10 protein-coding genes and 1 tRNA gene are annotated in these 14,857 nt (G+C 35.0%); 1 reads left to right on the top strand and 10 read right to left on the bottom strand.

Annotated elements, in window-relative coordinates:
* The first annotated feature begins 8 nt into the window (after window positions 1–8).
* Window positions 9–88: transfer RNA gene (locus BUA98_RS02805), tRNA-Leu, on the top strand.
* Between the two features lie 217 nt (window positions 89–305).
* On the opposite strand, the gene BUA98_RS02800 is transcribed toward BUA98_RS02805, so the two are convergent.
* From BUA98_RS02800 to BUA98_RS02755, 10 genes are all read right to left on the bottom strand, one after another.
* Entirely contained in the window at window positions 306–1,535 is a 1,230-nt protein-coding gene (locus tag BUA98_RS02800) for an outer membrane beta-barrel protein (protein ID WP_072970122.1), read from the bottom strand.
* 176 nt (window positions 1,536–1,711) lie between these two features.
* Window positions 1,712–2,182: an OsmC family protein gene (locus tag BUA98_RS02795; protein WP_072970121.1), complete on the bottom strand. Its 471-nt coding sequence runs from the start codon at window positions 2,180–2,182 to the stop codon at window positions 1,712–1,714.
* Window positions 2,183–2,519: 337 nt separating this feature from the next.
* Entirely contained in the window at window positions 2,520–3,701 is a 1,182-nt protein-coding gene (locus BUA98_RS02790) for an aldose epimerase family protein (RefSeq protein WP_072970120.1), read from the bottom strand.
* A 108-nt stretch (window positions 3,702–3,809) separates the two neighbouring features.
* Window positions 3,810–5,318, bottom strand: coding sequence for an L-arabinose isomerase (araA, locus tag BUA98_RS02785; RefSeq protein ID WP_072970581.1), 1,509 nt, complete (start codon window positions 5,316–5,318; stop codon window positions 3,810–3,812).
* 159 nt (window positions 5,319–5,477) lie between these two features.
* Complete coding sequence (locus BUA98_RS02780; protein ID WP_026982501.1) at window positions 5,478–6,179, bottom strand: L-ribulose-5-phosphate 4-epimerase; 702 nt, start codon at window positions 6,177–6,179, stop codon at window positions 5,478–5,480.
* A complete protein-coding gene (locus BUA98_RS02775; protein ID WP_072970119.1) occupies window positions 6,163–7,854 on the bottom strand; it encodes a ribulokinase in 1,692 nt (563 codons plus the stop codon). The genes BUA98_RS02780 and BUA98_RS02775 overlap by 17 nt, the downstream gene beginning before the upstream one ends.
* 167 nt (window positions 7,855–8,021) lie before the next feature.
* On the bottom strand, window positions 8,022–10,007 hold the full coding sequence (locus BUA98_RS02770) for an alpha-L-arabinofuranosidase C-terminal domain-containing protein (RefSeq protein ID WP_072970118.1): 1,986 nt from the start codon (window positions 10,005–10,007) through the stop codon (window positions 8,022–8,024).
* 258 nt (window positions 10,008–10,265) lie between these two features.
* Window positions 10,266–11,249 carry an arabinan endo-1,5-alpha-L-arabinosidase gene (locus BUA98_RS02765; protein WP_072970117.1) on the bottom strand — a complete coding sequence of 328 codons (984 nt, stop codon included), beginning with the start codon at window positions 11,247–11,249 and terminating at the stop codon, window positions 10,266–10,268.
* Between the two features lie 9 nt (window positions 11,250–11,258).
* Complete coding sequence (locus BUA98_RS02760) at window positions 11,259–13,553, bottom strand: glycoside hydrolase family 127 protein (RefSeq protein ID WP_244279170.1); 2,295 nt, start codon at window positions 13,551–13,553, stop codon at window positions 11,259–11,261.
* Between the two features lie 198 nt (window positions 13,554–13,751).
* Window positions 13,752–14,723 carry a glycoside hydrolase family 43 protein gene (locus BUA98_RS02755; protein ID WP_086065121.1) on the bottom strand — a complete coding sequence of 324 codons (972 nt, stop codon included), beginning with the start codon at window positions 14,721–14,723 and terminating at the stop codon, window positions 13,752–13,754.
* Window positions 14,724–14,857 lie beyond the last annotated feature (134 nt).

Here is a 14,857-nt window from a genome sequence, read left to right as displayed (position 1 = left end):
TCTGCTAAGCCCGGATGGCGGAATTGGTAGACGCGCTGGTCTCAAACACCTGTGGGAAACCGTGCCGGTTCGACTCCGGCTCCGGGTACTTAAAAAGTCTGTAATCACTTGTTTTTCAAGAGTTACAGGCTTTTTTTTATTACATCCAACCAGATCTTTACTCAAAATCCATAAAGATTAGACGCTAGCAATATTTCAAAATGTCCAATCTTAAAACAAGGTTTAGACTCTATTTATAGAAAGAAAGCAACTGAAGCATTAAAAAAATACTTCAGTTGCTTAAAAAATCATATGGTTTTATTTTACTAAAAAATAGTATAACCTACTATAAAATCTACCGCATTATACTTTGCAGAATAAGTTTGGTAGTCCATTAACTCTTTTTTTGTGTTGAATCTTGCTTCAACTGAAAATTTGCTTTTAAAATTATACCCTAAACCGAAAGCGAAATTGGTATCTGAATGACTTTCAAAATCTCCTTTTGCTATACTTCCCGGCGTCATATTTGTATAAGAAATTTTTGAACTGCCACTAATTTCGAAGGAATATAATGCGTTTATGAAAATTTTTGAATTTTGATTTAAAAACATATAGTGTCTAATCCCAACTGGCAGCTGCACCGAACTGTAATCTATTTTTGCATTATAAGGTGTTTCTGGATTTTCCATAGCACTTGTACTATAATAAATATAGTTCTTTTCGCTTTCATACTTTTGATACATCGGATTGGCAAATAAACTCCATTTATTTTTATTAAAAGGAAATACATATTCCACTTCGGCACCTATCTTGAAAACCATTTTATTATCAAAATCAACATTCAGGCTTGAATTTGCACTGTTTTTTGCTGATACCGATGCAAAACTTAATCCTGGTGTAACTTTAATAAACAGTAATTTTTTACTCGCTTTTGTAGCCTCATTTTCACCTGTGGCAGGTTGAATATTGTTGTATTTGGTAAAATATTTAATCAGATCTGACTTTTTGTAATTAAGATTATTAACATCTTTATCTGTTATTTTTGCTGATTTCACATCATTCGAAAGCTGTCTTATATACCCCGCGCTTTCTCCATCTTTAAGATAAGTTACACGCACTAACTCCTCTACAGGAACAGTTTGTGTAGAATAAAAGAATTTATTCTGATTGGCATCAGTATAACTATATAACGTTGCATCTCCTTCTACAAGTACTTTTAAGAATAATGTTTCTTCCATCCATTGCGGATTTCTTTTTCCTGTAGCTTCTTTTTGATCATCACTTGCACGATCTATTTTCACTTTAAATCTTTTGTATTTGCATTCGCTATCAATGCTAAATTCTTGTGCGGTTTCGATACTTTCCGTTTTAATCTCCGAATCGGCAAGCTGTATTTTATATTTGAAATTTGTTGGAGTATTCATCCAATCTAAATTTCTTATAAAGCATTGCGTTTTTTTTCCATCATTTGAAATAAAATATCCTTTTTCAAATTCAACTTGTGCATTAGTAAAAGTGTAACAAAACAATAAAATAATTAATAATTTTTTTTTCATAAATAGGTTTTGGTTTTTTGAGTAAAAATAACCAAACGAATGGATATGCAAATAAAAAGCTACATTTTTACACCTAATTATTTAATGTCTTGTAATTCGACTTAAAATACTTTTGTAATTATAATAACGTATAACCAAACGCAAATCCCTTTGTTTAATACAAAAACTTAATTAATTTACATCTTGAAAACCTCACAACTCGCATTATGCAGAACCGCAAAATTGCATGAATTTGCAATAAAACACAATTGATTTGCTTTTGTATGAAGTTCAATTGCCAATTCAATTTGATCTGAATTTGAGATTTTTACTTTTGGATTTAATTGAACGGCAACAAAACGCCCACTTCCATCTGCAGCAACTTCGAGCGTTGCTTCGGCATTATCTGAATATTCTAAAACTTCAATTTCGTTTTGCGAGCATACATATAAGTAGGACATCATATGACAGGAAACCAAACTGCTCAAAAGTAGATCTTCTGGATTGTATAATTCCGGGTCACCTTTAAAAGCTTTGGCTGCTGAAACATTTAAAGCAGGTTTTCCTTCAATTTTAATTTGATGGCTTTTGCTGTAAATTCTTTTTGTTGAATCTTCTTGGGCTTGACTTGATGTCCAGCTTACTTCTGCTTGGAATAAGTGTTTCATTGTTGTGTTTTTGCTAACGCTAAATTAAGATTTTTATAAATCTGCAAGTGAATTAATCTCGCAAGGGCGCAAAGTTTTTTGGCACAATCTTGTCATTTACGAAGAAGACTCGAGGGATAGCGACTGGCGAAGCAAATCCTCGTAAGTAACCCAGTAACGAATATCAAATCTTTGTCGAGCTTCTCGCGAGGATTTCTCCTTCGTCGAAATGACAAAAATGAGTACTTTGCGAAAATTCGTGTAATTCGTGGCCAACTTTTAATCCATAAAAAAACCTCGAAAGCATAACTTTCGAGGTTTCTTAGAGAATTACTAACTAATTAACATAATTCCAAAACTATTTTTTTACAGAGAATTTAAAAGTAGTTTTAGTTTTATAATTTTCTCCCGGGTTTAAAACTGTTGTTGGGAAGTTTTTCTGATTTGGAGCATCAGGATAATGTTCTGTTTCTAAACATAGTCCTGTTCTGTGCGCGAAGGTTCCGCCTTTAGGCATTGGTAACGTTCCGTCAAGGAAGTTTCCAGAGTAAAACTGAATTCCAGGTTCATCTGTTGTCATTTCCATAACTCTTCCACTTGCTGCGTGATACACTTTTGCAATGATTGTTTTTCCTTTTTCAGGATTGTTCAATACCCAACAGTGATCGTATCCTTTTCCTCTTTCTAATTGTTCGTTTTTAGCGTCGATGTCTTTTCCGATTAATTTTGGTGTTCTGAAATCGAAAGGCGTATTGGCAACGTCATCTAATTTTCCTGTCGGAATTAAAGTCGCATCAACCGGAACAATTTTATCTGCATTCAAAGTCAATTCATGATCTAAGATTGTTTTTGTGAAATCTCCGGATAAATTGAAATAAGAATGTTGCGTTAAATTCACAACCGTTTTCTTATCTGTAGTCGCTTCGTATAAAACTTCTAATTGATTATCATTTGTCAATGTATACGTTACAAAAACTTGTAAATTTCCAGGATATCCTTCTTCCATATCTTTACTTAAGTACGATAATTTCAAAGTTGCCGTATCTCCAGATTTTGCCTCAGCTTTCCAAACCACATTAAAGAACCCTTGAGGCCCGCCGTGTAAAGCATTTGGCGCATTGTTGATTGCTAATTGATATTCTTTTTCGTCTAAAGTGAATTTTCCTTTGGCAATTCGATTTCCGTATCTTCCGATCAAAGCTCCAAAAAATGGATTTTCTTTTTCATATTGAGCCAAATTATCAAATCCAATTACTACATTTTCCGAAACACCTTCTTTATTAGGTACTTTCAAATCTGTAATTCTTCCGCCAAAAGTGATGATATCAACTTCCATCCCATTTTGGTTTTTCAGTTTATAACTATCGACCTGTTCTCCTTTTGCAGTTTTTCCGTAAGAAGATTTTTCGATTGTAACTGTAGCTTTTTCGTCTGACGAAACTGTGGTAGCATCCATTTTTTTATCGCTTTTGCATTGAACTGAAACTGCGGCCAAACTCATTAGGCTTATTCCAAAAATACAACGTTTTAATACATTCATAAATGATATTTTTAAGTTAGTAAAGTCTTAAAGTCAAAAGTCTTAAAGTCTATAATTTCAAAGTTAACAAAATCTTTAAGACTTTAAGACATTCGACTTTTGACTAAATTATAGTCCGTGCTGAAACAAATGATAATAAGCTTCATTTGCATTGATCTTGTCTTTAAAGTCTCTTATAGTAGTTTTTTCATCAATCACCAACAATTCAATTCCAGCGATATCAGCAAAATCTTCCATATATTCTGTTGTTAGCGACTGGCTATAAACGGTGTGATGCGCTCCTCCTGCTAAAATCCAGGCTGTTGCAGCAATGTCTAGGTTTGGTTTACAATCCCATAAAACTCTTGCAACCGGTAATTTTGGTAACTCAGCCATTGGTTTAATCGCTGTAACTTCGTTTACAATTAAACGGAAACGAGTTCCCATATCTACCAAAGAAACGTTGATTGCCTCTCCTGCTGGTGAATTAAATACCAAACGAGCCGGATCTTCTTTTCCGCCAATTCCTAAAGGATGCACTTCACAAGAAGGTTTTCCGTCAGCAATTGATGGACAAATTTCCAACATGTGCGATCCTAAAACATATGATTTTTGAGGTGTAAAGTGGTATGTATAATCTTCCATGAAAGAAGTTCCGCCTTCAAGCCCCACGTTCATTACTTTTAAAGCACGAACCATTGCAGCGGTTTTCCAGTCTCCTTCTCCACCAAAACCGTAACCATCAGCCATTAATCTTTGTGTTGCGATTCCAGGCAATTGTTTCCAAACACCTAAATTTTCAAACGTATCCGTAAAAGCACCAAAACCTCCTTCTTCAAGGAAAGCTCTTAAACCTAATTCAATTTTTGCCGCTTCCGCTAATGAACTTCTTTGCGCTCCGCCTTCTTTTAAAGAATCCGTCAAAGTATAAGATTGTTCGTAAACAGCCAATAAATCGTTTAATTCCTTGTCTGTAACTTTCTCAATATATTTCGTGACATCTGATGAATCAAAACCGTTTACTGACATTCCGAAACGAATTTGAGCCTCAACTTTATCTCCTTCTGTAACGGCAACTTCACGCATATTGTCTCCAATACGAGCCACTTTTAAGTTTTGAAGTTCATCCCATCCTAAAGCTACTCTTGTCCAGATACCTAGTTTTTTCTGAACTCTTTCGTCTTCCCAATGTCCAACAACCACTTTGCGTTTTTTGCGCATTCTTGACATGATAAAACCAAATTCACGATCTCCGTGAGCAGATTGATTTAAGTTCATGAAATCCATATCGATAGTTCCCCACGGAATTTCAGCATTGTATTGTGTATGTAAATGACATAATGGTTTTTTCAGAATGCTTAGTCCGCCGATCCACATTTTTGCTGGTGAAAAAGTGTGCATCCAGGCAATAATTCCGATACAGTTTTTAGCCGAATTTGCCGCCAAACAAACATCTAAAATTTGAGAAGGTGATTTTACCACATCTTTATAAACCACTTTTACTGGTAAACTAGATGATGCATCTAATCCTTTTGCAATTATTTGAGAATGTTCCGCTACTTTTCTTAAAGTTTCTTCACCGTATAATTCCTGGCTTCCTACTACAAACCATACTTCTTTTTGAGATATATCAATCATATTCTTTTGTTTATTTTGTTTCAAGTTTCAGGTTTCAGGTTGTTGGAATCTGAAAATCTTGAATTGTTAATTTTTGTTTCAGGTTTTATTTGTTTCACGTTTCAAGTTTCACGTTCCAACAACTTGAAACAAAAAAAAACTGAAACCTGAAACAAACTTCTATTGTCCGTAATACGAATCTTTTCCGTGCTTGCGGTTGTAATGTTTCTTTATTAGGGAATCTTTTAATCTTGGTGCGTTCGGGTTTATTTGTAAAGTTAAGTAAGCCATTTCGGCTACTACTTCCAGAACTTTACTGTTGTAAACCGCTTTTGCTGCATTTTTTCCCCAGGCGAATGGTCCGTGATTTCCAATCAAAATCATTTCTACTTCTTCGTACGAAAGATTTTTTTCTTTGAAGCAATCCAAAATCTGAATTCCGGTATTGTGTTCGTAGTTTCCTTCGATGAGCGAATCTGCCATCGGTGGCGCACACGGAATATCTGCTGTTAAATGGTCTGCGTGTGTTGTTCCAAAAATTGGAATATCTTGTTGCGACTGTGCCCAGGCTACAGAATAAGTAGCGTGTGTATGTGCAACACCACCAATATTTGGCCAGTTTTTATATAAGTATGCGTGTGTTTTTGTGTCAGATGATGGACGCATAGTTCCTTCAATTACATTGTTGTCAAAATCGACGATAACAATATCTTCCGGTTTTAAATCTTCATACGGAACGCCGCTTGGTTTGATGGCAAAAACACCATTTTTTCTGTCAACCGCACTTACATTTCCAAAAGTATATACTACCAAATTCAATGCATTCAACTGCATGTTGGCTTCGTAGCATTCCTGTTTTAAATCTTTATAAAGAGAACTCATGTTTTGCTGTTTTTATAGTTGGATCTTCAAAAGCACTTAATTGATCGTAAGCGATTAATAATTTGTTATAAGCCGCTACTTTATCAAGTTGAGGGAAATATTCTCCATCAAAATCACTTCCTATTTTTTGGCTTGCTTCGATTACGTTTGGATAAATTCCGGCTGCCACTGCTGCATAAATCGCTGCTCCTAAAGCAGGAGTCTGATCTGAAGCTGCAATTTTAATTGGCTTGTTTAAAACGTTAGCCAAAGTCTGCATGATAAAAGGTGATTTTCTGGCAACACCCCCGATTCCGATAACGCTGTCAATTTTCACTCCTTCTTCTTCAAAACGATCGACGATTTTCTTCGCTCCAAAGCAAATGGCGTTTACCAAAGCTTTGAAAATATGAGGCGCTTTTGTTCCTAAAGATAAATTTGAAATGGCACTTTTTAATTCCTGATTAGCATCCGGAGTTCTTCTTCCGTTGATCCAGTCCAAAGCAATTGGGAGACTTTCTGAAACCGGAATTTTCTCCGCTTCTTTTGTCAATTCCACGATTAATTTATCGCTGAATTCTTCTCTTAATTGTTCTTTTTGAGCCTCATTTAAAACGGTTGAAGCAGTCAATAAATGATCTGTCGGCCACATTAATAATTCTTTGTACCAAGCCAGTAAATCGCCAAAAGCAGATTGTCCTGCTTCCAAACCAATAAAGCCCGGAATCACAGATCCATCAACTTGTCCGCAGATTCCACGAACGGTTTTTGTTCCGACTTCATCATAAGAACCCACCAAAATATCACAGGTTGAAGTTCCCATAACGCGAACTAAAGTGTTTTCTCCAATTTTTGCTCCAACAGCTCCAGAGTGTGCGTCGAATGTTCCAACAGCAATAACTGTGTCTGTTGAAAGTCCTAAACGCTGTGCCCATTCTTTGCTTAAATTTCCGGCAACTAAATCAGAAGTATACGTTTCATCGTATAAATTTCCGCGAAGTTGTGCCAAATATGGATGTAGTTTTTCTAAGAATTCCACTGGTGGAAGTCCATTCCAGTCTGCATGCCACATTGCTTTGTGACCCGCTGCGCAACGGCTTCTTTTGAAAGTCTTTAAATCTTTATCTTCAATTAATAAATACGTCATTAAATCGCAGTGCTCCATCCAGGTGTGTGCTGCATTTCGAACTGCTTCATCTTCTCTTGCAATGTGCAGAATTTTTGCCCAAAACCATTCCGATGAATAAATTCCCCCTACATATTTTGTTACGTTTTCTCCGCCCCAGCTTACTGCCAGTTCGTTGATTTCGTTTGCTTCGTTAATTGACGTATGATCTTTCCATAATACCATCATCGCATTTGGATTTTCCTCAAAACCTTTTGTCAAAGCCAACGGAATTCCTTCTTTTGTAACCGGCACCGGAGAAGATCCGGTTGTATCAATACAAATCCCTTTTATTAATGAAGGATCTACTTTACTTTCTTTTATAACGGTTTGAATCGTAATTTCTAAACCTTCTATATGATCTAAAGGATGCTGACGAAACTGATTTATCGACGCGTCACAATATTGTTTGTTTTTCCATCTTTTGTAATGAGAAACATTGGATGCCAATTCCTGCCCATTTTCAGTATCTATAAGCACCGCTCGAACAGAATCTGTTCCGTAGTCCAATCCTATAACGTAATTTTTCATTCGAAATTCATTTTTAATAATGACAAATATAATTATAATTCATTTATAAGTGTACAATAAACACTTAATAAAAACAGGCACTTGAATTTTTACAAATAATGCATCAAAACAAGGGTTTAAGGTCAAAACAAAAAACAAACGTAGCTTTTACATTTATTCTGTTGCGATTATTTCATCTTAATTTTCAAAACAGTAACAGAGTAAGCCGGGAAATCGTATTGAACTTTGCTTCCGCTTACTTTAAATTCGCTTTCTTTCGGGCTAATTTTAGTTGGAGCCTCAAAAGAATTCTCATCATTTATTCCATCTCCTTTTAAAGTTATTGCCGTTCCTTTTGTATCTAATTTTGCTCCTTTTACATCAATTGAAACATTTTGAGACGTTGCAGAAGTGTTCACGATTTTCAGAATTACTTCTTTAGAATTCACATCTTTTACTGCCGATGCAAACAAATCGTTTTGCCCTGTAACTGCTTTTCCGTCTTTAGTAATGTTGATTAAATCGGTTCCTTTATTGTTAGAAAACAATTTCTGAACATAATAATTTGGCGTTCCATAAGATTGTAAATTATTGAACCAAATCATATCCGGTGTCCATTGCCAGCCTTCGACGTGTGCTAATAAAGGTGCATAAGAAGTCAGGTGAACAACCTCAGCATTACGCTCCATTCCGGTCATGAAAGCCGCTTCAGAAAAAGCACATTCCCAGTTGTTTTTATTATCCGGACTTGCGATTGCTACACTTTGTGCTGCATATTCTCCGGCAAAAATCTTCGGTCCTTTACGGTCGTAATTATCGTAACGGGTTACATTTTTACGGAACCAGGCCGGATCTTTATAATAATGTTCGTCAACAATTTCTGCATTCAGTTTTTTAAGTTCTTTCATGCCGTAATCAAAATAATCTCCGTCAGGAAATGGTCCTGTTCCCGAAACAATAGTGATATTTGGATATTTTGCTTTGATGGCTTTTTGAAACACTTTGAAACGCTCGATATAATCTGGTCCCCATTGCTCATTTCCAACTCCAATGAATTTTAAATTGAATGGTTTTGGATGTCCCATATCGGCTCTAACTTTTCCCCAAGCTGTCGTTTGATCGCCATTTGCAAATTCAATTAAATCTAAAGCATCTTGTACATAAGGATCAATTTGATCCATCGGAACCAATTCTCCTGTATTGAATTGACAAGCCATTCCACAGCTTAAAATTGGTAGTGGAGACGCTCCAATATCTTCTGAAAGCTGGAAATATTCAAAGAATCCCAAACCAAAACTCTGGAAATAGTCTGGAGCCAGTTTATGTGCAAACTCCGTATTCCAACGGTTGATCATCGTTTCTCTGTCTTCTACATTTCCAATCGATTTTTTCCATTGGTAACGCAAAGCCAATGTTTTTCCTTCCACAATACAGCCTCCGGGAAAACGTAAAAATCCCGGTTTCAAATCGTATAATAATTGTACTAAATCAGCACGCATTCCATTTTTTCTTCCTTTCCAGGTATCTTCCGGAAAAAGCGAAATAACATCCAAATCAATTACCCCTTTTCCTTCAAAAGTAATTTTAATTTGTCCTTTAGCTTCTGTTGCAGTTGCAGTTAATTGTGCTGTATAATTTGTCCAGTCTTTAGATTTTGGTACAATTGAAGTTTCGCCTAAAACCTTTTTGTTTTTATCAATGAACTGAATTTTAATCTTCGTAATATCTCCGGATACTTTTGAAGCTCTAAGAGACAAATTATACTTTAGGTCTTTTTTAATTCCCATTCCTCTGAAACCTTCGTTAATCAACTCATAACCATTTGCATCGTTGATCGTAACTCTGCAATAATTATGATTGGTTCCTTTTTGAGAATACTGAACAATATTGGCAATTCCGGATTGCTCGTTTAGTTTATGTCGGTCGCTGTTTGGTTCGTTCCAACCCATCATTGGCGTTTCAAATTCAAACGATCTGTTTTTGATCATTTCGGCATACAAACCTCCATCAGCAGCAAAATTGATATCTTCAAAAAATACTCCGTACATCGTCGGTTCAATTTTGGTTACTGATTTCGCAGCATCAACCTGAAGATTATTTTTTTGTGCCGATGCATAAAAGCCGTTCAGCAATAAACCGCAAAGGGTAATTTTGGTAATTAAATTGGACTTCATTTTTATTTATTTAAATGTGTTTTATGGCACGCGGATGACGCGGATAAAACGGGTTTTTAATTTTGTTTTCTATTGTGGCTTTAATTTAAACACATAGAATCATAGTTATACATTGTCTAAAAAAGGCATTTCATTTATTTAAAATATACATAGTTGTGTGTTTAAATTTTCTCTCGCAGATTAGGCAGATCTATTTTAATCTTTTATCTAAATAGTCTAAAATCTTGCTTCTTTGTTCTATTTTCTATAATCTATATTCTATTTCAAAACAGGCCATAAATCAGTATCCCATTTCATTTCTTTTACGATTAATCTTGGTGTTCCGTTCGTTTTCTTTTCATAAGCGTGATAAAAAATGTAATCTTTTCCATCAAATGTATAAGCACTGTTATGTCCTACTCCAAAATAATTTTCATCGCCTTGAACTACAATACTTCCTCCACCCTCATTTAATGGTTTTCCGTCTTTATCGACATAAGGTCCGGTTACATTTTTAGATCTTCCAACCACAACTTTATAGGTACTTTTTTCTCCGCGGCAACATAAATCCCAAGAAAGAAATTGATAGTAATATCCGTTTTTCTTAAAAATAAATGGAGCTTCAAGTGCGCCGTCACCCGGATCAGAATCAGCTAATTCAAAAGTTCTTTTTCGTTTTGAGATCGTGTGCCATTCTTGAGGCTGGGCGATCGATTTTAGATCGGGATTTAATTTTACCATTTTCAAGCCTTCCCAAAAAGAACCAAATGAAAGCCAAGGCGTATTGTTTTCATCAAAAACCAAATTCGGATCAATGGCGTTCCACATGTCACGATTAGGCTGTGATTGAATTACAATTCCCTGATCAACCCATTTGTAATTTTTATCAGATGGATCTAATGTTGTATTAGTCGCAACTCCAATTGCCGATGTATTTTTGGCGAAAGCCGAAACCGAATAATACAGATAATAAACATTGTTGTGCAATGAAATATCTGGTGCCCAAATATGATTTTTGAAATCGGCGGCAACTCCATCTGCCCAAACAGGTTTATCTTTGAAAACCTGTGGCTGTCTGTCCCATTTTTTTAAATCTTTTGAACTAAAGACACTAATTCCGTTTCCGGTACAATATAAATAATAAGTATCTTTTTGTTTGATCACAACCGGATCATGAACAACAATTTCTTGTGCTATTGTTGCGGATCCCGTTAGAATAAATAGGAGTGATAATATTGATTTTATTTTGGTGTACACTTCCATGATTATTTTTTATTTTACAATTCTTATTTGAGAAATTTTAGACGTTTTTTTGCCATCTTTAGACTTAATTTTTAAATCAATAATTTGAGTATTGTCTAATTTGAATTGAATTATCTTATCTTTTTTTGTGACAATTGCAACAGGTTTTTCATTAATAAAAACATCTAGATTATCCGTTTTAAAGTCTCCTAAAAAACTAATTTCAATAAATTTGCCTTCTAGATTTTTATTTACCATTTGATAGGAAATATAAGAGCTGGTATTTCTCCAAAAACCATCTTCCTCATAGCCCGATTCACTTTTTTCTCCTTTATAATGGTGATCTACTTCAGGCTGTTGTTCTCCACAATTTATTTTATCAACCGTGTTAGCTTCAATAGCCATCGCTTCAATTTCCTGTTGTCTTAACAAAGCTTGTTTTTCTTTATAATCTTCTGGTTTATAGGTTTGAAAATACATCTGATAACGGGCATCGTGTATTTCAAAGAAGGGTTGTAATTCTAATGAATCTAACTTAAAGCGCATATTACCTAAATCTTTAAGTTTTGAAACATAACTTCCCTCTTCTCCTACTAGTGCATAAGCTTTGTCTAACGAAACGTATTTTCCTTGAGCAACATGTCCCATTCGGCTATCATCGGCAAACAAACCATCTAAATTTTCAGTAGAGGTTTTAGCAGCTAATACAATAGGACCATTTACAAATGCGGCCCAATTGGAGCCATCGCGCAACTTTTCCAAATGAGTCGAAGTCTGGAATGCAATAGTTATTTTATCTCCTGATTTCCATTTTCTTACCAGACTAACATAGTTAGCGGGTTTGGCGTCTGTTTTTTGCAATTTTTCATTGACTAAAATTTTGAAATTCGTTGCCCATTTTGGATAACGAATATTCAAAACAAAAGATGTAGGATTTTTAAGTTTTAGAACAATCTCAGTATTATTTTCATAAGGAAATTTTGTGGTTTGCTCTAATTCTATTCCTTTTTCCTTCCAATTTAAAGTGGATGGAATAAAAAGATTTACAAAAATATCATGCTCTGAATGGCTATAAATTAATTCTCCATATTTAGAATGATTTTCAAGTCCCGTCCCAACGCAACACCACATGCTGGTTTCTGGTTGCGAGTATACGCGATAATGATTTGGTCGAATTGGAGTAAAATACACAAAACCACCTCTATTAGGCTCTTGGCTAGAAAGAATGTGATTGTAAAGTGTACGCTCATAAAAATCAAGGTAACTCACATCATTTTTGTCTAAAAACAACGCTTTACTTAAACGTTCCATATTATAGGAATTACAAGTTTCCGGGCCTTGATTGGATTTTAGCATGCCACTAAAATCATTTATCGGATTGAAATGTTCAGCAACGCTATTTCCTCCAAACGCGACAGTTCTTTTTTCGGTGACATTTTTCCAAAAAAACTGCGCGGCATCGGACCATTGTTTATTATCCGATAGCTTTCCAATTTTCTCAAAACCAATAACTTTTGGTATTTGTGTATTAGCATGTAAACCCGTTAGTTTGTCTTCCTTTTTAATTAATGGGTCGAGAATGGCTTTTTGCGAAAGCTTTTCAGCCGTTTCAAGATATTTTTTGTTTTTTGTGATGCTATATAAATCGGCAAAAGATTCGTTTATACCACCATGTTCTGTTTTTAAGATTCTTTGAATTTGCTCATCAGAAAGAGGTCGGATCAATTCGATAAACCAATCTCCTAATTTTATTACAATTTCTTTTGCCTTTTCATTACCTGTATAATTGTAGGCATCAATTAAGCCTGCAAAAAGTTTATGAATATTATAGATTGGAACCCAGGTATTATTTAAACCAAAACCACTACCGTCTATATCTCCTTTATGAATTCTATCCCAAAAGACTTTTCCTTCAGGAATACCTCCAACATAACCAGTTCCGTCCTTTTGCTGGCACCGATCCAATTCAGAAATCATATAATCCAAACGGCCTTTAATTTCTTTATTTCCCGTAGAAGCATACATCATCGATAATGCCGCTAAATAATGACCTCCTATATGTCCATCAAGACCTATGTTTTCCCAGTTGCCATATCTATCCGCTTTTGTAGGCAAGCCGGCAGCTATCAAATAAGGTGCTAATAATCGATCTGGATTTAGGTCTAATAAATATTTAAGATCAACATTTTGAGCATTTTTAAAAGGACCACTAGTTAGTTTTATCTCTTGCAATTTAAATTCCTGCATCTGTGCGATTGAAGGAATAGTAATTAAGAAAGTTGCGATTAAATAAAATGATTTAATCGTTATTTTTTTCAAACTCACCTTCATGTAGGAGAAAACCATGTGTTTAAAATATAATTGTTAAAATACTTCTTTTGTTAACCATATAAGTGATATAAGTAAATTTAAGTTTTGGTTAACTGTAAACTTTTTTAGATCATATAAGCAGTGCCTTTAAAAACTGAAAACTGCGACTGAAAAACTAAACTGAACACTAAAAAACTGAATACTGAACACTAACTACTGAATTCCTTCAGAAGTCATAACCACACGTTTCATCGTTCCGTCTTTGTTATAATATAATTTATCAACACAGACTGATCTTCTGAAACTTCCCCCGTCTGGTTGTGTTGCTCCGTTGTGATAAATAAAATACGATTGCCCTTTAAATTCAATAATCGACTGATGATTTGTGTTACTGTTTCCAGCGATTTCATTCAAAATCCCCTTGAATTCCCATGGGCCAGTAATTGACTTACTCATGGCATAAGCGATTTTCTCCGGAAATTCATAAGCGTATGATAAATAGTACCAGTTTTTATGTTTGTGAATCCAAGGGGCTTCTGTAAAATGAGGCAACTCTTTGATATGATGAATTGGTCCATCTAATTCGATCATATTTTCTTTTAATTTAGCATAATGGCAGGCTGTATTTCCCCAAAACAAATAGGCTTGTCCATCTGTATCGATATACACTGTCGGGTCAATATCGTCCCAGCTTATATCGCTGAATTTAGTCATATCGTTTGTGATCAGGGCTTTTCCTAGTGCATCTTTAAAAGGTCCGGTTGGACTGTCAGAAACTGCAATTCCAATAGCTTTTCCATTTACGGAACCATGCTCAACCGTTACATACCAATAAAATTTTCCGTTTCTTTCAATCACCTGCGAAGCCCATGCATCTCCTTTTGCCCACGCAAAATCAGTGGTTTTTAAAGGCACAGGATGTGATTCCCATTTTTTCATATCTGAAGAAGAATATACCACCCATTCGTTCATTTTATAAAAATGAAAATCTTTTGGTGCTTCATCATGACCTGCGTATAAATACACTTTATCCTTGTAAACCAATGCTGCAGGATCTCCTGTATATTGATCTTTTATAATTGGATTATTGAATTTTGCCGGATCAATTTGAGTTGATTGCGCGACAGCTGTTTTGCCGGATGCAATCAAAACTAAAAGGGACAGGCTTGTAATTAGGTTTTTCATTGTAATTCTTTTAAAACATAGTTTCTATGCGTTAAATGTTTTTCACGCAGATTTTGCAAATTTTGCAGATTTTTTTTTCTTAAATTTTCTAACTCTTTTTAATCATCATAAATAAGTCCCATCGGGACAGAATG

It is taken from the genome of Flavobacterium saccharophilum, from assembly GCF_900142735.1.
In the GTDB taxonomy this organism is placed as follows: domain Bacteria; phylum Bacteroidota; class Bacteroidia; order Flavobacteriales; family Flavobacteriaceae; genus Flavobacterium; species Flavobacterium saccharophilum.
Note: the sequence above shows the minus strand (reverse complement) of the source record. Positions and strands in the feature narration are given on the sequence as shown.

What these genes read in the sequence shown, in the direction of transcription:
- araA (WP_072970581.1), bottom strand. Translation starts at nt 5,318, where the DNA reads ATGATTGATATATCTCAAAAAGAAGTATGGTTTGTAGTAGGAAGCCAG.
- BUA98_RS02770 (WP_072970118.1), bottom strand. Translation starts at nt 10,007, where the DNA reads ATGAAGTCCAATTTAATTACCAAAATTACCCTTTGCGGTTTATTGCTG.
- BUA98_RS02795 (WP_072970121.1), bottom strand. Translation starts at nt 2,182, where the DNA reads ATGAAACACTTATTCCAAGCAGAAGTAAGCTGGACATCAAGTCAAGCC.
- BUA98_RS02755 (WP_086065121.1), bottom strand. Translation starts at nt 14,723, where the DNA reads ATGAAAAACCTAATTACAAGCCTGTCCCTTTTAGTTTTGATTGCATCC.
- BUA98_RS02790 (WP_072970120.1), bottom strand. Translation starts at nt 3,701, where the DNA reads ATGAATGTATTAAAACGTTGTATTTTTGGAATAAGCCTAATGAGTTTG.
- BUA98_RS02775 (WP_072970119.1), bottom strand. Translation starts at nt 7,854, where the DNA reads ATGAAAAATTACGTTATAGGATTGGACTACGGAACAGATTCTGTTCGA.
- BUA98_RS02780 (WP_026982501.1), bottom strand. Translation starts at nt 6,179, where the DNA reads ATGAGTTCTCTTTATAAAGATTTAAAACAGGAATGCTACGAAGCCAAC.
- BUA98_RS02800 (WP_072970122.1), bottom strand. Translation starts at nt 1,535, where the DNA reads ATGAAAAAAAAATTATTAATTATTTTATTGTTTTGTTACACTTTTACT.
- BUA98_RS02765 (WP_072970117.1), bottom strand. Translation starts at nt 11,249, where the DNA reads ATGGAAGTGTACACCAAAATAAAATCAATATTATCACTCCTATTTATT.